The sequence below is a fragment of the Microbispora hainanensis genome, from assembly GCF_006874475.1.
Taxonomy (GTDB): domain Bacteria; phylum Actinomycetota; class Actinomycetes; order Streptosporangiales; family Streptosporangiaceae; genus Microbispora; species Microbispora hainanensis.
The window spans coordinates 180,495-196,357 of record NZ_VIRM01000005.1; the positions used below are offsets into that span (position 1 = coordinate 180,495).

General features: G+C 72.2%; 17 protein-coding genes. 10 read left to right on the forward strand and 7 right to left on the reverse strand.

The window, feature by feature from the left end; genetic code table 11:
• Positions 1-33: 33 nt before the first annotated feature.
• The 3 genes from FLX08_RS06395 to FLX08_RS06405 all read left to right on the forward strand — a co-directional run bounded on the left by FLX08_RS06395 (position 34) and on the right by FLX08_RS06405 (position 2,201).
• Entirely contained in the window at positions 34-432 is a 399-nt protein-coding gene (locus FLX08_RS06395) for a YciI family protein (protein ID WP_142617256.1), read from the forward strand.
• Positions 432-1,655, forward strand: a complete 1,224-nt coding sequence (locus FLX08_RS06400) for an RNA polymerase sigma factor (RefSeq protein WP_142617257.1) — start codon at positions 432-434, stop codon at positions 1,653-1,655. Before FLX08_RS06395 ends, FLX08_RS06400 begins: the two co-directional genes overlap by 1 nt.
• Before the next feature lie 153 nt (positions 1,656-1,808).
• Positions 1,809-2,201, forward strand: a complete 393-nt coding sequence (locus FLX08_RS06405; RefSeq protein WP_142617258.1) for a hypothetical protein — start codon at positions 1,809-1,811, stop codon at positions 2,199-2,201.
• 1,254 nt (positions 2,202-3,455) lie between these two features.
• Here FLX08_RS06405 and FLX08_RS06410 read toward each other — a convergent pair.
• The 4 genes from FLX08_RS06410 to dhaM form a co-directional block, all read right to left on the reverse strand.
• Positions 3,456-3,764, reverse strand: coding sequence for a hypothetical protein (locus FLX08_RS06410; RefSeq protein ID WP_142617259.1), 309 nt, complete (start codon positions 3,762-3,764; stop codon positions 3,456-3,458).
• A gap of 373 nt (positions 3,765-4,137) precedes the next feature.
• Positions 4,138-4,617: a cupin domain-containing protein gene (locus FLX08_RS06415; protein ID WP_142617260.1), complete on the reverse strand. Its 480-nt coding sequence runs from the start codon at positions 4,615-4,617 to the stop codon at positions 4,138-4,140.
• A 278-nt stretch (positions 4,618-4,895) separates the two neighbouring features.
• Entirely contained in the window at positions 4,896-5,159 is a 264-nt protein-coding gene (locus FLX08_RS40435) for an HPr family phosphocarrier protein (RefSeq protein ID WP_167530291.1), read from the reverse strand.
• Positions 5,160-5,289: 130 nt separating this feature from the next.
• Positions 5,290-5,664 carry a dihydroxyacetone kinase phosphoryl donor subunit DhaM gene (gene dhaM, locus FLX08_RS06425; protein ID WP_142617262.1) on the reverse strand — a complete coding sequence of 125 codons (375 nt, stop codon included), beginning with the start codon at positions 5,662-5,664 and terminating at the stop codon, positions 5,290-5,292.
• A 36-nt stretch (positions 5,665-5,700) separates the two neighbouring features.
• On the opposite strand from dhaM, the gene FLX08_RS06430 reads away from it, so the two are divergent.
• A complete protein-coding gene (locus tag FLX08_RS06430) occupies positions 5,701-6,474 on the forward strand; it encodes an IclR family transcriptional regulator (protein ID WP_142617263.1) in 774 nt (257 codons plus the stop codon).
• A gap of 194 nt (positions 6,475-6,668) precedes the next feature.
• On the opposite strand, the gene dhaL is transcribed toward FLX08_RS06430, so the two are convergent.
• From dhaL to FLX08_RS06445, 3 genes are read right to left on the reverse strand one after another with little or no spacing between them, the layout of a single operon-like run.
• Positions 6,669-7,295 carry a dihydroxyacetone kinase subunit DhaL gene (gene dhaL / locus FLX08_RS06435; RefSeq protein ID WP_142617264.1) on the reverse strand — a complete coding sequence of 209 codons (627 nt, stop codon included), beginning with the start codon at positions 7,293-7,295 and terminating at the stop codon, positions 6,669-6,671.
• 28 nt (positions 7,296-7,323) lie between these two features.
• On the reverse strand, positions 7,324-8,316 hold the full coding sequence (gene dhaK, locus FLX08_RS06440; protein WP_142617265.1) for a dihydroxyacetone kinase subunit DhaK: 993 nt from the start codon (positions 8,314-8,316) through the stop codon (positions 7,324-7,326).
• Positions 8,313-9,083 (reverse strand): MIP/aquaporin family protein, encoded by a 771-nt coding sequence (locus tag FLX08_RS06445; RefSeq protein WP_142617266.1) that lies wholly within the window; start codon positions 9,081-9,083, stop codon positions 8,313-8,315. The genes dhaK and FLX08_RS06445 overlap by 4 nt, the downstream gene beginning before the upstream one ends.
• Before the next feature lie 217 nt (positions 9,084-9,300).
• On the opposite strand from FLX08_RS06445, the gene FLX08_RS06450 reads away from it, so the two are divergent.
• The 6 genes from FLX08_RS06450 to FLX08_RS06475 all read left to right on the forward strand — a co-directional run bounded on the left by FLX08_RS06450 (position 9,301) and on the right by FLX08_RS06475 (position 15,707).
• The gene (locus tag FLX08_RS06450; RefSeq protein WP_142617267.1) at positions 9,301-10,245 is read left to right on the forward strand and encodes an NAD-dependent epimerase/dehydratase family protein; all 945 of its coding nucleotides are present in this window, start codon (positions 9,301-9,303) and stop codon (positions 10,243-10,245) included.
• Positions 10,246-10,251: 6 nt separating this feature from the next.
• Complete coding sequence (locus FLX08_RS06455) at positions 10,252-11,178, forward strand: RNA polymerase sigma-70 factor (RefSeq protein WP_142617268.1); 927 nt, start codon at positions 10,252-10,254, stop codon at positions 11,176-11,178.
• A 347-nt stretch (positions 11,179-11,525) separates the two neighbouring features.
• Entirely contained in the window at positions 11,526-11,909 is a 384-nt protein-coding gene (locus FLX08_RS06460; RefSeq protein ID WP_142617269.1) for a DoxX family protein, read from the forward strand.
• 435 nt (positions 11,910-12,344) lie between these two features.
• Complete coding sequence (locus FLX08_RS06465) at positions 12,345-12,884, forward strand: DUF1062 domain-containing protein (protein ID WP_244312452.1); 540 nt, start codon at positions 12,345-12,347, stop codon at positions 12,882-12,884.
• Between the two features lie 298 nt (positions 12,885-13,182).
• Entirely contained in the window at positions 13,183-13,956 is a 774-nt protein-coding gene (locus tag FLX08_RS06470) for a cyclase family protein (protein ID WP_142617271.1), read from the forward strand.
• On the forward strand, positions 13,953-15,707 hold the full coding sequence (locus FLX08_RS06475; RefSeq protein ID WP_142617272.1) for a thiamine pyrophosphate-binding protein: 1,755 nt from the start codon (positions 13,953-13,955) through the stop codon (positions 15,705-15,707). Before FLX08_RS06470 ends, FLX08_RS06475 begins: the two co-directional genes overlap by 4 nt.
• The last annotated feature ends 156 nt before the right edge of the window (positions 15,708-15,863 follow it).

Below are 15,863 nucleotides of genomic sequence, written 5' to 3' on the forward strand. Positions count from 1 at the left end.
CGAGACGCGGCCCCGCCGGAGAAGGAGAACAGGATGCCGAGCTACATGCTGATCATGCGGGGCACCGACGAGTCGAACGCGGCCATGATGGCCGACATCGAGGAGATGATGGCCAGGACCCGTCAGTTCATCGAGGAGATGGTCAAGGCCGGCGTTCTCCTCGCGGCGGAAGGGCTCGACGATCCGCGCCAGGGTGTCGTGGTCGACTTCAGCGGCGAGGTCCCGGTGGTCACGGACGGGCCGTACGGAGAGACGAAGGAACTGTTCGGGGGCTACTTCCTGCTCGACGTCGCCTCGAAGCAGGAGGCGGTCGAGTGGGCCAAGCGGGTACCGGCGGTCACCGGTTCCAAGATCGAGGTCCGGCGGGTGGCCGGCGAAGACGAGATGCCGCAGGACACCGCGGGGGCCGCCGAGGGACGGGCCCGGATCTGATGGGTGCGGCCGACGTCGAGGCCGTCTGGCGGATCGAGTCGGCGCGGATCGTCGCCGCGCTGACCCGGTTCACCGGCGATTTCGGGCTGGCCGAGGACGCGGCCCAGGAGGCGGTGGCCGAGGCGCTGGTGTCGTGGCCGCTCGACCCTCCGGTCAATCCGGCCGGCTGGCTCATGGCCACGGCGCGGCGGCGGGCTATCGACGCGATCCGCCGCCGGACCGCCCTCCAGGACCGGTATGCCCTGCTGGCGGCCGACCCGGCCGATCCGGCGGTCGGCGAAGAGGCCGACCCCGACAGGATCGACGACGACATCTTGGCGCTGATGTTCGTCAGCTGCCATCCGGTGCTCTCGCCCGAGGCCCGGGTGGCGCTGACCCTGCGCGTGGTCGCCGGCCTGTCCAGCGAGGAGATCGCCCGCGCGTTCCTCGTGCCTGTCCCCACCGTGCAGGCCCGCATCACCCGGGGCAAGAAGACGATCGCGGCGGCCGGAGTGCCGTTCGAGCTGCCGCCGGCCGACGAGCGCCGGGAGCGGCTGGGCGGCGTGCTCAGCGTCCTCTACGTGATCTTCACGGAGGGGTCGACGGCCACGTCCGGCGACCGGCTGATGCGGCCCGACCTCGCGTACGAGGCGATCCGGCTGGCCCGCACCCTGGCCGCGCTGCAGCCGGACGAGCCGGAGGTGCACGGCCTGCTGGCGCTGTGCGAGCTGACGGCGGCGCGCTTCCCGGCCCGGACCGGTCCGGACGGTTCGCCGATCCTGCTGGAGGACCAGGACCGGCGGCGGTGGGACTATTCGGCGATCCACCGGGGGCTGGCCGCGCTGGCCAAGGCGTCGGCCCGGGGCCTCGGCCCCTACGGCCTGCAAGCCGCGATCGCCGCCACCCACGCGTCGGCGCTCTCCACCGAGGAGACCGACTGGGACCGGATCGTGGTGCTCTACGAGGCGCTCGGCCGGGTCGCGCCCTCGCCGGTGGTCGAGCTCAACCGGGCCGTCGCCGTCGCCATGGCCTCGGGCCCGGCGCAGGCCCTGGCCATCGTGGACGAGCTGGTCGCCTCAGGCCGGCTCTCCGGGTCGCATCTGGTTCCGACCGTACGCGGGGAACTGCTGGCCCGCCTCGGCCGGCGACCGGAGGCGCGCACCGAGCTGGAGCTGGCGGCCCGGCTGTGCGCCAACCAGCGCGAACGCTCGGTGCTGCTGCGCAAGGCGGCCGCGCTGGGCTGATTTCTGGGCTGAGCTGATTTCTGGGCTGGGCTGACTTCTGCGCCGGGCCGACTTCTCCGGCCCGACCGGCCGGGATCCGAACGCGGCCCGGATGCCCGTTCCGCCGGCTGGGCGCGCTACCGGCAGGCCGTGGCGATCGCTACGGTCGGCGGCATGGGACTGCTGTTGGCATTGCGTCCTCCGCAGCCGCGTCCGAAGAGCCTGCGTCGCGCCACCCGGGCACAGCGGCGTGAGCGTCGCCGTGCGGAGGCCGAAGAGTGGATGACGGCAGAACGGCGGGGCTGGGTGCTGGACGTGGAGGTAGACGAGCTCCTGTCGCTGGTGGACAGCGCCGGAAGCAGCGGCCTGCTCGTTCTGGGAGGGCTCGACCCGTGGTCGGACACGGTTCTCGATCGACGCGACCTTCCGCAGCTTGAGGCGGACGTCGACCGTCTGGAGGCTGCCGTCGGCACCGACGCGCAACGCGAGCTGGTGGCGGCCATACGGAAGCTGCTGACGTGCTGGCAGGCAGAGCCCGATCTGCTGTTGCACTGCTACGGGGACTGACCGGAACGCGCAGTGGACACACGATCCGGTCACCCCCTGCGTGGCCCGGCTTTCGGCAAGCCGTGCGATTGGCTGAGAGCCGTTTTGCCGTCAGCGGGGGTGGCCGGTGCGAGCATCGCGGAAGGCAGAAGCGATCAACGCGGCTCGGGGGAAGCATGCTTCGAAAACTGATCGTGATGGTGGGCGTGGCCGTAGCGGTGTCGCCGGCGGCCGACGCCTGGGCAGGCCAGGGGCCTGCGGTTCCACCAGCCCGGACGGTCATCGCCACTCCGTCGGAAGGGCAGGCGGCCGGTGCGTGCAGCCCCGGATCGCCGTGTGCGGCGGTCAACTGTGGTCCGGGCCGCGTCTGCGTGCCCTCTCCCAAGCAGTGCTTCACCACGCCGTGCCCGCAGTACGACTGCGTGCCCGCGTCCTCGGTTCCCCGCGCGAATCACCGGCCTCCGTACGCCGGCTCACACTCTGGGTCACATCCTGGCCGGTGGCGGCCCCGCGACCCGGAGCAGCGACCGGCCTACCCGCACGACCGGCGAACGGCGGACCGTTCAGAGAACCCGCCTGCAGGCACTCCGGCACGGAACATCGCACTGGCCGTCGACCTCCAGTCCTGAACCCGGGCTCGTTGGCCCCTGGCGGTCTTGTCGGAAATCGGCTGGCGCGGCCGGTGACAAGTCGCTCACTGCGGCGATGCTGTCCACATGGGCGTGTTCGTTCGCCTGCGCCGCACTGAGCGCGCACGGCCTGGCGCCTCGCCGCTCCTGGCTGGGGGTGATGGGCGAGCGGTGGCGGGCACTGCGGGGTGCGCCCGGTTTGGTTGAGTACGCCGACGCGCTGACGCGGCTGAACCGAGCCATGAGCAGGGCGTCGATGACGGTCATGCACCTGCTGTCGGACCTGGACACGCTGACGGCAGAGGCGGACAGGCCCGAAGCCCGAGGTTTCACCGACCGCGCGGCCGTCACGGGGCTGGCCGGGCTGCTGTCACACGAGCTCGCAAGGGTCGCCGCCCCGTCGAAGTCGCTCTGCTCACGGGTCCTGAGACGGAGCTGGTCACCTCCTGGTTGGCACCGGATTCCTGGCAACGGTGAGTCGGGCATTCGGGCCGCGACAAGTACCTGATCAAAACGGGAGAGCGGCTTGGCACTCCGGTCGAGCTGTCTCTGGTCGGTGAGGAATGCCGTTTGTGCGACTTCAACGACGTTTCTGCACGGTTGGTTGGGAACTCCGAGGGGTGAGGGTCGGTCTCCGGTGAGAGTGCTACTCGGGTGAATCGCGGTCGGACTCATTAGGGAGACGAATACCGAAACGGACGCGCAGCACCTTTGCCAGGAGCTCGAGACCAGCGACGCCGGTGAGCACTACAACGATCGCTGCGCCCAAGCCGGTGTCTGCAGCGGTATCCAGTCCTGCCCACAGAAGGAGAGCGGTGATCAGCATACGGCTGCGGAATTGAGACCGGAGGAACCAGCGCAGGCAGAATATGCCCGGTTCGGCGGCCTGTCGGGCGATCCATGTGATCCGGGAGTGCAGGCCAGCGTAGAGGATGCCGGCCGCGTAGACGGCCAAGGTCGTGGGCGGGAATCGAGTGGTGAGTCTGTGGAATTTCGACGTCCGGCACGGGCACCCAGAAGATAGGGATGATGACCCCGCCTTCACTACGGCTGGCCTGACGTGGGAAAATCCGCCGGGTGGCTTCCCTCCACTCCGCATCACAGTGCGTGCTACGAAAGTAGCGCCGGGAGTACAGCGGTACGAATACCCGACACGTGCATAAGCCCCGGTGTTGCCTCTGCTACGTACGCAGCCGGGGCACAGCTTTGTGTGAGCAAGACTGCCACAGGTGCCTCGTTGCATGGTGAGCAATGCGTCATTTGCAGGCTCGTCGGCATGAATACGTCGCTACATGAGGGCCGGGAGACGTGAGCCAGGTCCCCGGGTTTCAGAGCCAGAAGGTGTCGTGGCGGAGGTAGAACTCCGCCTTCTCCTCTTCGCTCATGTCCGCGAGCGTGAGCAGCCCCTCGAAGTAGCCCTCCCGGGGTGCGCCGGGTGCGAAGTGCAGCAGCATCGACGCCGGCTCGCCCGACTCGTTCCGGAACGCGTGGGTGCCGCCCTCCGGAACGTGTACGAAGTCGCCAGGGCCGGTGTCGATCCAGCGCCGGCCGTCGTAGATCCGCACCGTGCCGGTGAGGATGTAGAACGACTCGGAGATCGACCGGTGGAAATGCGCCGCCGGGCCGCTGGGCTTCGGTCCCATATCCCAGCGGTAGAGCCCGAACTGTCCATTGGTCGTCGCACCGGTCGCCAGATAGTGCACCGTCGTTCCGCTCGGGTAGTCGAGCTCGGGCGTGGCGTCCGGGCGCCGGTACGTCGCCGTCGGCTCGCCCGTGTCACCGTGGTAGGCCGGTGGGGGATAGGTCACTGGTCGTCCTTTCCTCGGGTGCGAGCCGTTCGGCCTCCGGATTGCGGAGTGCGCCGCCGAAGGCCGATCGTCGTCGCTCGCAGGTTCCTACCCGGAGTCGCCGGGAGCGCACAGCAGCACTCGCCGGTCGAAGCCGACAGTACGCCCACCGCCCGCCGAGGTGTAGGTGATGCCCGCATTGCCGCAGGAGCTGGATGAGATCCGGAGCGACCAACTCGCCGCCGCTGTGCCCGCGCCCGCCGTACGCGGGGCCGTTGACGCACTCGCCGCGCCTTTCGTCAGGCGCCGAGCACCGAGGCGAGAGCAGTCAGCGCCTCGGCGGCGTCGTCGCCGGTGGCGCGCAGGGTCACGCTCTGCCCGCTCGTGGCGCCCAGGCCCATCAGCGACAGCACGCTGCGCACGTCGACCGTGCGGGAGCCGTACGAGAGGGTGAGGGCCGAGGTGAAGGCGGCGGCGGTCTGGGCGAGCGCGCTCGCGGGGCGGGCGTGCAGGTCCTCGCTCAGGACGATCGTGCGCTCGTCCGCGCCCACCTCGGAAGGCACGGCCGCAGGAGCCGCCCCAGCAGGGGGCGCCCCAACAGCAGTCGCTCCGGCGGGTTTCGCCACAGCAGGGGGCGTCGCGAGCGGAGGGCTCGCCTCAGCGGGGGCCGCTCCCGCGGGGTTTGCCGTGGGGTCAGAGCTTACGGACATGCCACGCCTCCTCGGCCGCCGCCAGCACACCGTCCAGCGAGGCGCCGCCGCCCGCCGCGACGACCGCGGAGATGGCGCCCTCCACGAACGGCACGTCGGCGATCACGACGTCATCCGGGGTCTGCAGCAACTTGGCGGTGAGCACCGAGCTGCCGAGGTCGGGGATGAGCACGACCCCGTCCCCCCGGTCCACCTCCTTTATTGCGGCGGTCACGAGATCGGGGCTGGTGCCGAGGCCGCCGTCCTCGGTGCCTCCCGCCGCCGCCAGCGGCACGTGCGCGCCGCCGATCTGCCTTGCCAGCGCGGCCACTTCCGTGGCCAGGCCGTTGCTGTGTGAAATAAGTACGATGCCAACCATTCGTTATTCCTGAAGATCGTTCGGCATAATCGAAAAGTGATCCAGTCGGTGGAGCGCGCCGCGCTCATCCTGAAGGTCCTCGGGTCAGGCACCCCCCGGCTCGGGGTCACCGAGATCGCCGAGCGGGTGGGCCTGGCCAAGCCGACCGTGCACGGGCTGCTGCGCACGCTCGCCGCCTGCGAGCTGGTCGTGCAGGACCCCGACACCGGCAAGTACGCGCTCGGGCCCGCCGTGCTGCAACTCGGCAACGCTTATCTGGAGGGGTCGGAACTGCGGGCCAGGAGCCTGCTGTGGGCCGACTCCCTGGCCCAGCGCGTCAACGAGGCGGTCTGGGTCGGCACACTGTCGGGGAGCCGGGTGATCGTGCTCCACCACGTGTTCCGGCCCGACGACGTCGTGCAGATCCTGGAGGTCGGCGCGGCGATTCCCTGGCACGCGTGCGCGCTCGGCCACGCCATCGCCGCCCACGACCCGCGCCGGGACGAGCTGCTGTCGGGCGACCTCGCCCCGCTGACCGGGCTCACCAGGACCGTCCGCGACGACCTTGAGCGGGTGCTCGCGGAGGTGCGCCGCCGGGGGTACGCGGTCGAGGACCAGGAGGCGGCGCTGGGAGACGCGGGCGTCGCCGCGCCCGTCTTCTCCCGGGACGGCTCGGTGGCCGGCGCCGTCGCCGTTGTCGGGCCGGTCGAGCGGGTGCTGGACCCGGCGCGGCGGGAGGAGATCGCGCTGGCCGTGCGCGAGACCGCACGGGCGCTCTCGCGCGACCTCGGCGCGCCCCGCTCCGCCGTGCCCGGCGGCCCGCTCGTCTGAGTGGTCCGCGTCCACCCGGCCTGCGTCCACCCGGCCTGGGCGCCTCACGACCCGGCAGGCCGACTGGTCCGCGTCCACCGGGTCCACGTGCGCCCGGTCCACGTGCACTCGGTCCACGTGCGCCCGGTTCCGGGCGCCGGACGGGCCGGCCGGCGCCGGGACCCGGCTCGTCGCGGCCCGGCCGCGGCTCGCGATCATCGGGAGGCGGCCGCCTTCAGCGCACCGAACAGCAGAGCCGTCGAGGCGGCGCCGGGATCCTCGTGCCCGACGCTGCGCGGTCCCAGGTAGCTGGCCCGTCCCTTGCGCGCCTGCAACGGGACCGTCGCCCGGGCGCCCTGCTCGGCCGCGGCGGCGGCCGCCTCCAGCGCCTCCTCCGGCTTCAGTCCGTCCCGTACGGCCTGGGCCAGCGCCTTGGCGGCCGGGGCGAGGGCGTCGACCATGGTCTTGTCGCCCTCGGCCGCCGCGCCGAGGCGCTGCACGCCGGACAGGGCCGCGTTCAGGCCCGTGCTCAGCTCGGCCGGCGAGATCTCCGCGGCCTCGCCGAACGCCTTGCCCATCTCCCGGAAGGCGGTGCCGTACAGAGGGCCCGAGGCCCCGCCCACCTTGCGGATGAGCGTGGAGCCGACGAGGACGAGGAGCGCGCCCGGGGTCTGCGGGGAGGCGCCGGCCAGCGCCTCCTGCGCGGCGGTGAACCCGCGGTCGAGGTTGGCGCCGTGGTCGGCGTCGCCGATCGCGGCGTCCAGTTGGGTGAGGTGGTCGCGCTGTGCCCGTACGGCGGCGGCGATCTCCTCGATCCAGGCGGCGAAGAACTGCGTGTTCACGAGCGGACTCCAGAGGTTCGGATGGCGGTCAGCGGCCCCAGCGCAATGCCGGTGTCTCCACCGGCGCGTCCCAGAGCCGGGTGAGCTCGCCGGTCAGCGAGCACGTCGTCACCGAGAAGCCTTGCATGTCGAGGCTGGTCACGTAGTTGCCGACCAGGCTGCGTACGGCCGTGGCGCCCTTCTCCCGCAGGTAGGCCTCCACCTCGGCGAAGACGATGTACAGCTCGATGAGCGGGGTCCCGCCCATGCCGTTGACCATGACGAGCGTCTCGCCGGACAGCGGCAGGTCGGCGTCGATCGCGTCCATCGCCGTACGGACGATCTCCCGGGCCTCGCGCATCGGGGCCCGGGTGCGGCCGGGCTCCCCGTGGATGCCGATGCCGAGCTCGATCTCCGTGTCGCCCAGCTCGAACGTGGGCTTGCCCGCGGCCGGGACCGTGCAGGGCGTCAGCGCCACCCCGAACGAGCGGCTGCGCTCGTTGACCTCCCGGGCGACCCGTGCCACCTCGGCCAGGGGCGCGCCGGTCTCGGCCAGCGCCCCGGCGATCTTCTCCACGAACAGCGTGGCCCCGGTGCCCCGGCGGCCCGCCGTGTAGAGGGAGTCCTGCACCGCCACGTCGTCGTTTACGAGCACCGTCGCCACCTCGACGCCCTCGTCGCCGCTGAGCTCGGCGGCCATCTCGAAGTTCAGCACGTCGCCCGTGTAGTTCTTCACGATGTGCAGCACGCCCGCGCCGCCGTCCACGCCCTTGGTCGCCTCGATGAGCTGGTCGGGGACGGGGGAGGTGAAGATCTCGCCGGGACAGGCCGCGTCGAGCATGCCGTAGCCGACGAACCCGCCGTGCAGCGGCTCGTGACCGGAACCGCCGCCGGAGACCAGACCCACCTTGCCCGGCCGGGGGGCGTCGGCGCGGAAGACCACCTTGTTCTCGATGTCGACGCGGAGCGACGGGTGCGCCGCGGCGATGCCGCGCAGCGCGTCGGTGACGACGGAGTCGACGCTGTTGATGAGCTTCTTCATGATGCGGTCCCTACTGCCGTGGTCGTGCTCTCCAGCTTCGTCCTTCCTCGCGAGGCCGCAAGCGCCGTGTAGGCGAGTGCCCCGATCAGGCCGCCCGCGAACTCCCCGATGAAGTACGCCGGCACCTGGGCCCAGCCCACCGCGCCGCCCCAGGCGGCGTCCACGAGGAACGGGCCCAGGTAGCGGGCCGGGTTGATCGCGGCCCCGGTCACCGGGCCGACGATGACGATGATCGCGAAGACGATCGAGCCGATCGCCATCGGCGCCCATCCGGGCGCGGCCCGCCGGTCGAGCACCCCGAAGACGACGAAGACCAGGATGAACGTGCCGATCGCCTCGACCAGCGTGCCGCGGGCGAAGCCGACCTCGGGGGCGTACGCGGTCACGCCTCCGCCGGCGGCCCTGGCGGCGTCCGCGCCGAGCGTCGCGAAGATCCCGAGCGCGCCCGCGACCGCCCCGGCGGCCTGTGCCGCGACGTAGCCGGGCACCTCGCGCCAGGGGAAGCGGCCGGTGGCGGCGAGGGCGACCGTGACCGCCGGATTGATGTGGGCGCCGGAGATGTGCCCGACGGCATAGACCGTGCCCACGATGACCAGCATGAACGCGAAGCCGATCATGCCGAGCTGGGCCATGGAGAAGGGCGCATGGGATCCGGCCGCGATGACCCCGGTCGCCGCGGCCGAGCCGGCGCCGACGTACACGAGGAAGGCGGTGCCGAGCAGTTCTGACAGGAGCTTCTGGAACGTGGAGGGGGGTGAGTCGTTCATGAGACCGTCCAGAGTGTGAACGTCGTTCGATAATGCCGAACGCGATTTCATAGAAGTTAAATCTGGGAGCCGCCCACGTCAAGGGGTCGCCGGCGCTTCCCGCGCGGGAGCCGCCTCGGGCATCTGTGTGAGGTGCGTCACTGCCGTTCATGGGCGGACGGGGTGCCTCGTCTCTAGTGCCGAGCGCGACTTCATCAGCGCAACGAACGGAGACGACATGAGAATCTTCATCGCCGGGGCGTCCGGGGCGATCGGCGCCCACCTCGTCACCCGGTTGGTGGCCCGCGGCCACCAGGTGGTCGGCACGACCCGCTCGCAGGCCAAGACCGGGCCGCTGCGGGCGCTGGGCGCCGAACCGGTCGTCGTCGACGCGCTCGATCCCGACTCGGTGGCCGACGCGGTGGCCAAGGCCGCGCCCGAGGTGATCGTCCACCAGCTCACCGCGCTGGGCGGGCCGTCCGGCATGCGGCAGGTCAAGCGGATGGCGGCCGCCACCAACCGGCTGCGGACGGAGGGCACCGACCACCTGCTGGCGGCGGCGCGCGCGGTCGGCGCCGGCAGGTTCGTGGCGCAGGGCAACGCCTTGTGGATGGAACGCACCGGCGGGCCGGTCGCCGACGAGAACGGCCGGATCGAGCCGAACCCGCCCGGCGACGCCGCGGAGGCCGTGGCCGCGCTGCGCCACGTGGAGGACGCTGTGACCGGCATCACCTGGGCCGATGGCATCGTGCTCCGTTACGGTTCCTTCTACGGCCCCGGGACGGGCATCAGCGCCGCGCCGGACGCGGTCATGACCGAGCAGATCCGCAAGCGGAGGTTTCCCATCATCGGCAGCGGCGACGGCGTGTGGTCGCTGGTGCACATCGCCGATGCCGCAGCGGCCACCGTCGCGGCGGTCGAGCAAGGCGAGACCGGGATCTACCACGTCGCCGACGACGACCCGGCTCCGGTGCGCGTCTGGCTGCCCTACCTCGCGCGTACGCTCGGCGCCGGACCGCCGCGCCGGGTGCCGGCCTGGCTCGCCCGTCCGCTGGCCGGCGAGGGCGTGGTCGACATGATGACGCGGGCCCGCGGGATCTCAAGCGAGAAGACCAAGCGCGACCTGGGGTGGACGCCGCAGCACCCGAGCTGGCGCACCGGATTCGTCGACGGATTGAGCTGACCAGGCATGTCCACCTCGGATCTGTACGGTGAGCTGCGGCCGCGCGCCTTCGCCATCGCCTACCAGATGCTCGGCAGCGTCGGCGAAGCCGAAGACGTGGTGCAGGAAGCGTTCCTGCGGCTGCACCAGACCCAGAGCGGAGGCGAGACGATCGCCTCACCACGGGCCTACATCGCCACCCTGGTCACCCGGCTGGCCATCGACCAGTTGCGCTCGGCACGCGTACGGCGGGAGCGCTACATCGGCGAATGGCTCCCGGAACCGCTCGCCACCGAGCCCTCGCCCGGCGAGCACGCCGAGACCGCCGACTCGCTGTCGCTGGCCGTCCTGGTGCTGCTGGAAAGCCTGACGCCGCAGCAGCGGGCCGCGTTCCTGCTCCGCGAGGTGTTCGACTATCCGTACGCGGAGGTCGCCGAGATCGTCGGCACCGACGTGGACACGACAAGGCACCTGGTCGCCCGCGCCCGCGGCCACCTCCGGCAGCGCCGCCCGCGCTACCACGCCTCCTGGCAGCAGCGGCAGCAGCTCGCCGGGACCTTCTTCGCCGCCGTCGAGCACGGCGACCTGCGCGCGCTGGAAGAGCTGCTGGCGCAGGACGTGGCGATGCACGGCGACGGCGGCGGCAAGGTGCCGGCGCTGGGACGGCCGCTCAACGGACGCCGGCGGGTGGCGCGCGTCCTGGCGGCGATGGCGCCCCTGCTGGCCCGTGCCGGCGGCGTGCGCTTCCACCTCACGCAGGTCAACGGCCAGCCGGGGGCCCTGGTCTACGACGCCCGCGACCTGCTGGTCGGCGTGATGGGACTGGACATCGCCGACGGCCGGATCCAGACCATCCACTCCATCGTCAACCCCGACAAGCTCCAGCATTTCGACCGGGTCGGCGACCTCGGCGCCCTGGTCCGCACGGACCACGGGGACACCGGAAAGGGCTGAACCCGCCGGGCAGACGGGTCACGACACCCTCGGCGATCCCGGCCGATCCCCCGCGACGAGCGGCCCGCCCTCGGAGCCGGCCGAGCATGCGCTTCGCATCGCTGATGCGATCGACCGGTGCCGTCCCCGGACTGGCCGAGCCAGGTGCCTGCATCGCTGATGCGAGCGAGCGGTGCCGTCCCCGGGCCCGGCATCGTCCGGCAGCCGCCGGAACAACCGCCGGAACAACCGCCGGAACAACCACCGGCTCGACCACCGGCGGGCCGGACGCCCGGCGGCCTCCACTCCATCCGCGCCCCTGGGCGCGCCCACGACGTTCGTACGCCTGATCACGATTGGACGACTCGATGAACCTCGCACTGTGGCTCGTTGCCGGACTGCTGGCCGTGGTAGCCCTGACCGGCGGTGCCATCAAGGCATTCACACCGAAGGAGAAGCTCGCCGCGACCCCAGGCGGAGCATGGACGCGAAGCGTCAGCGCCGGGGGAGTCAAGACCCTCGGCGTCCTGGAGATCCTCGCCGCGGCCGGCTTCACACTGCCCGCCGCGACCGGCATCGCACCGGTGCTGGTGCCGGTGACCGCCCTCTGCTGGACCGCGCTGATGGCCGGAGCGATGATCACGCACGGCCGTCGCGGCGAACTCCGGTTCGCGGCGCTGAACCTGGCCTACCTCGCGCTCGCCGTGTTCGTCGCCTGGGGCCGCTTCGGTCCCGGCGCCTTCACCGGCTGACCGCCTGCTTCCCAGGGCGGTGCCGGGGGCCGGGCCGCGGGCTCGGCCCCCGGCGCGACGCGGCCGAACGGCGGCCGAACGGCGGTCGAACGGCGGCCGGACCGCGGGCCCCCGCGATTCCTGGGCGTGTGCCCCGCGCGGCGTCCGGTCCCGCCGCCGCGCCGCGGTTGCGCCGTCGCCGGCGGAAAAACCGTTTGAGCCTGCCGTATGCGTTCTCGTAGGGTGCCTGCGGCCCATCGCTGTGAGGACAGAGGACACAAACGCGTGACCCCGCCTGCTCTTTAGACCTGACACCTTCTTCCGCTCACCTTCACGCCGACCGTTCCGTCGGCTCTGCCGGGCTGCCCGCGTGCGCCCGGTCATGCAGCGTTTGAGGCCGCGCGCAATCGGCCTCGTGTCAGGTCTAGAGAGATCATGTCTTCACAACCTCATATCGTGCTGCCCTGGGTCGTCCGCCGGACCAGGCTGCCTCTGCTGTCGTCGCGGTGCGTGGACTGCCGGTCGGAGTCGGCCACCACCGGTGAGGGCAGGTTCCGCGTCAACGCCAACGGCAAGCTGCTGGACGTGTGGCTGCTGGTCCGCTGCGTGTCCTGCGACCGCACGAGCAAGCTCAACGTGCACGAGCGAGCGCCGGTCGCCTCGTTCGACCCGGCCGAACTGGAGCGCTACCACGCCAACGATGCGGAGCTGGTGGCGTCCACGCTGCTCGATCCGCTGTTCGCCCGGCGCAACCGCGTGGCTCTCGACTGGCAGGGGGCCTGGCGGCTGGACACCCCGTCGGCATGGCTCGACGCGGGGTGGCCCGTCCGGGTGGAGGTCGTCTTCGACGATCCGGTGCCGGTGCGCCCGGAGCGGCTCATCGCGCAGGGGCTCGGCCTCAGCAGGAGCGAGGTGCTGCGCCGGGTCAAGTGCGACATCCCGCTGCGCCGTACGACGAGCACGGGGTTCACCTTCACCGTGCTGGCCGGGGACTGACGGGATGTAGCCGCGGCGCGTGATTCCCTCACGCGTCGGCCAGGGGCGGCTCCGGAGGCTCGGAGCCGCCCCTGGACACGTCCGCAGCGGGCCGGGTCCCCGGGGCGCCCGAGCCGCGCGGCGGTTCCAGGGCAGCGGTTCCAGGGCAGCGGTTCCAGGGCGCGGAGTGCTCGCCGCGTCTGGCGCCGCCCGCATGGTTTGGACGATCATCGTCCCGTACGTTCACCCGCGTCTGATATGGCGTTCCGGGGGGCGGGTGTAGGAGTATCGCAGGGGCCTGAATCATGGGGAGGCGTTGATGTCGGTGTTGCGGGATTTGGTGGACGGCATCCGGAGCGGGGGGATCGAGGTGCTCGACCTCACCGCGCCGCTGAGCGACGAGACGCCGATCCTGTTGCTGCCGGAGCCCTTCGGGCAGACGGTGCCGTTCTCGATGCAGGAGATCAGCCGCTACGACGACCGCGGCCCGGCCTGGTACTGGAACAACTTCACCACCGGCGAGCACACCGGCACGCACTTCGACGCGCCGGTCCACTGGGTGACCGGGCGCGACGGCGAGGACGTGTCGCAGGTGGCCCCCGCCAAGCTGATCGCGCCCGCCGTGGTGCTCGACTTCAGCGCGCAGTCGGCCGCCGACCCCGACTTCCTGCTGGAGGTCGACCACGTCAAGGCGTGGGAGGCCGAGCACGGGCCGCTGCCCGACGGCGGCTGGCTGCTCTACCGCACCGGCTGGGACGCCCGCGCCCACGACCAGGCGGAGTTCCTGAACGCCAACGAGACGGGGCCGCACACGCCGGGCATGTCCGTCGACTGCGCCCGCTACCTCGCGGAGGAGACCCCGATCACGGGGATCGGCGTGGAGACCGTCGGCACCGACGCGGGCGCCGCCCACTCCTTCGACCCCGCCTTCCCCTGCCACTCGTTCCTGCTCGGCGCCGGGAAGTACGGCCTGACGCAGTTGCGCAATCTCGACCGGTTGCCGCCCACCGGCGCGGTGGTGGTCGCGGGCCCGCTGCCGATCGTCGGCGGCTCGGGCAGCCCGGTCCGCGTGCTCGCCCTGGTGGAGCGGTGAACGTCGCGGAGGCCGTCGGCGCGGCCCTCGCCGCCCTCGGCGTACGGGCGGCCTTCGGCGTCGTCGGCAGCGGCAACTTCCACGTCACCAACGCTCTTGTCGAGCACGGCGTGCGCTACGTCGCGGCGCGGCACGAGGGCGGGGCCGCCACGATGGCCGACGCCTACGCCCGGATGAGCGGCACGGTCGCCGTGCTCACCGTCCACCAGGGGCCCGGCCTGACCAACGCGCTGACCGGCGTCACCGAGGCGGCCAAGAGCCGCACCCCGCTGCTCGTGCTCGCCCCGGAGGTGACCTCGCCCACCTCCAACTTCCGCATCGACCAGACCGCGCTCGCCGAGGCCGTGGGCGCGCACTGCGCCAGGGTCGGCTCGGCGGCCACGGTCGTGGACGACACCGTGATGGCCTTCCTCGCCGCCCTGCTCGGACGCCGGACCGTGGTGCTCAACCTGCCCCTCGACGTGCAGGCCGAGGAGCTGCCCGACGAGGCCGCCGAGGCCGTACGCGAACTGCTGTCCGGCCGGGGCGGCGCGCACCGCGACGTGGCGAGCCGCGTGCCGCCGGCGTGGGGGCTGACGTTCCCCATCGAGGCCGGGGACGACGAGGAGACGCAGGGCCTCCCCGCGGAGCCGTCCGACGCGCTGACGCGGCTCGCGCGGATGCTGGCGGAGGCAGAGCGGCCGGTCTTCGTGGCCGGCCGGGGAGCCCGCGGCTCGCGGCGGGAGCTGGAGGCGCTCGGCGAGCGGGTGGGGGCGCTGTTCTCCACCTCGGCGGTCGCCAAGGGCCACTTCCACGGCAGCCCGTGGGACCTCGACGTGAGCGGCGGTTTCGCCACCCCGCTCGCGGCCGAGCTGATCCGCGGCGCCGACCTCGTCGTCGGCTGGGGCTGCTCGTTCACCATGTGGACCACCCGGCACGGCGCGCTGATCGGGCCGGACACGAAGATCGTCCAGGTTGACCTCGACCCCGACGCGCTCGGCGTGCACCGCGAGATCGACCTCGGCGTGGTCGGCGACGTACGCGAGACCGCACGGGCGGTCACCGCCCTGCTCGGCGAGGCCGAGCCCGCGGCGGAGGGCGGGACGGGGACGCGCGGCTACCGCTCCCCGGAGATCGCCGAGCGCATCGCCCGGGAGGGCCGCTGGCGCGACGTGCCCTACGAGGACCTGAGCACCGGGGGGCGCATCGACCCCCGCACGCTGACCATCGGGCTCGACGACCTGCTCCCGCAGGAACGGCTGGTGGCCGTCGACTCGGGGAACTTCATGGGATATCCGTCGATGTTCCTCACGGTCCCGGACGGCAGCGCGTTCTGCTTCACCCAGGCGTACCAGTCCATCGGCCTCGGCCTGGCGACCGCCGTCGGCGCGGCCGTCGCGCGGCCCGACCGGCTCGCGGTCGCCGCCCTCGGGGACGGCGGGGCGCTGATGGGCGTCGCCGAGCTGGAGACGGTCGTGCGGCTCGGCCTGCCGATGGTGGTCGTGGTCTACGACGACGAGGGATACGGCGCGGAGGTCCACCATTTCGGCCCGCACGGGTTCCCGCTCGGCGCGGTCACGTTCCCGCCCGCCGACATCGCGGCGATCGCGCGGGGCTTCGGCTTCGAGGCGGTGACCGTACGGCGGGAGGAGGACCTCTCGGGGGTCGCCGCGTGGCTGAAGGGGCCGCGCGACAAACCCCTGCTCGTCCACGCGAAGGTCACCGCCGACCGCCCGTCGTGGTGGCTGGAGGAGGCCTTCCGCGGTCACTGACCGGGCACGGCGCCGTAGCGGGGCCGAAGCGGGGTCGAAGCCGCACACCGCAGCGGGGCCGGAACGGAGGCGGAGCGGGGCCGAAAGCGGGGCTCAGACGGAACCGGCGCGGAGCCGCGAGAAAGAGGACTTTCGGCCCGCAAAAAGTTACGGGTG

Excerpts from the sequence above, each read along its gene's own strand:
- FLX08_RS06470 (WP_142617271.1), top strand. The coding sequence starts at position 13,183 with ATGTCGGTGTTGCGGGATTTGGTGGACGGCATCCGGAGCGGGGGGATC.
- FLX08_RS06455 (WP_142617268.1), top strand. The coding sequence starts at position 10,252 with ATGTCCACCTCGGATCTGTACGGTGAGCTGCGGCCGCGCGCCTTCGCC.
- FLX08_RS06400 (WP_142617257.1), top strand. The coding sequence starts at position 432 with ATGGGTGCGGCCGACGTCGAGGCCGTCTGGCGGATCGAGTCGGCGCGG.
- dhaM (WP_142617262.1), bottom strand. The coding sequence starts at position 5,664 with ATGGTTGGCATCGTACTTATTTCACACAGCAACGGCCTGGCCACGGAA.
- FLX08_RS06450 (WP_142617267.1), top strand. The coding sequence starts at position 9,301 with ATGAGAATCTTCATCGCCGGGGCGTCCGGGGCGATCGGCGCCCACCTC.
- FLX08_RS06445 (WP_142617266.1), bottom strand. The coding sequence starts at position 9,083 with ATGAACGACTCACCCCCCTCCACGTTCCAGAAGCTCCTGTCAGAACTG.
- dhaK (WP_142617265.1), bottom strand. The coding sequence starts at position 8,316 with ATGAAGAAGCTCATCAACAGCGTCGACTCCGTCGTCACCGACGCGCTG.
- FLX08_RS06460 (WP_142617269.1), top strand. The coding sequence starts at position 11,526 with ATGAACCTCGCACTGTGGCTCGTTGCCGGACTGCTGGCCGTGGTAGCC.
- FLX08_RS06405 (WP_142617258.1), top strand. The coding sequence starts at position 1,809 with ATGGGACTGCTGTTGGCATTGCGTCCTCCGCAGCCGCGTCCGAAGAGC.
- FLX08_RS06395 (WP_142617256.1), top strand. The coding sequence starts at position 34 with ATGCCGAGCTACATGCTGATCATGCGGGGCACCGACGAGTCGAACGCG.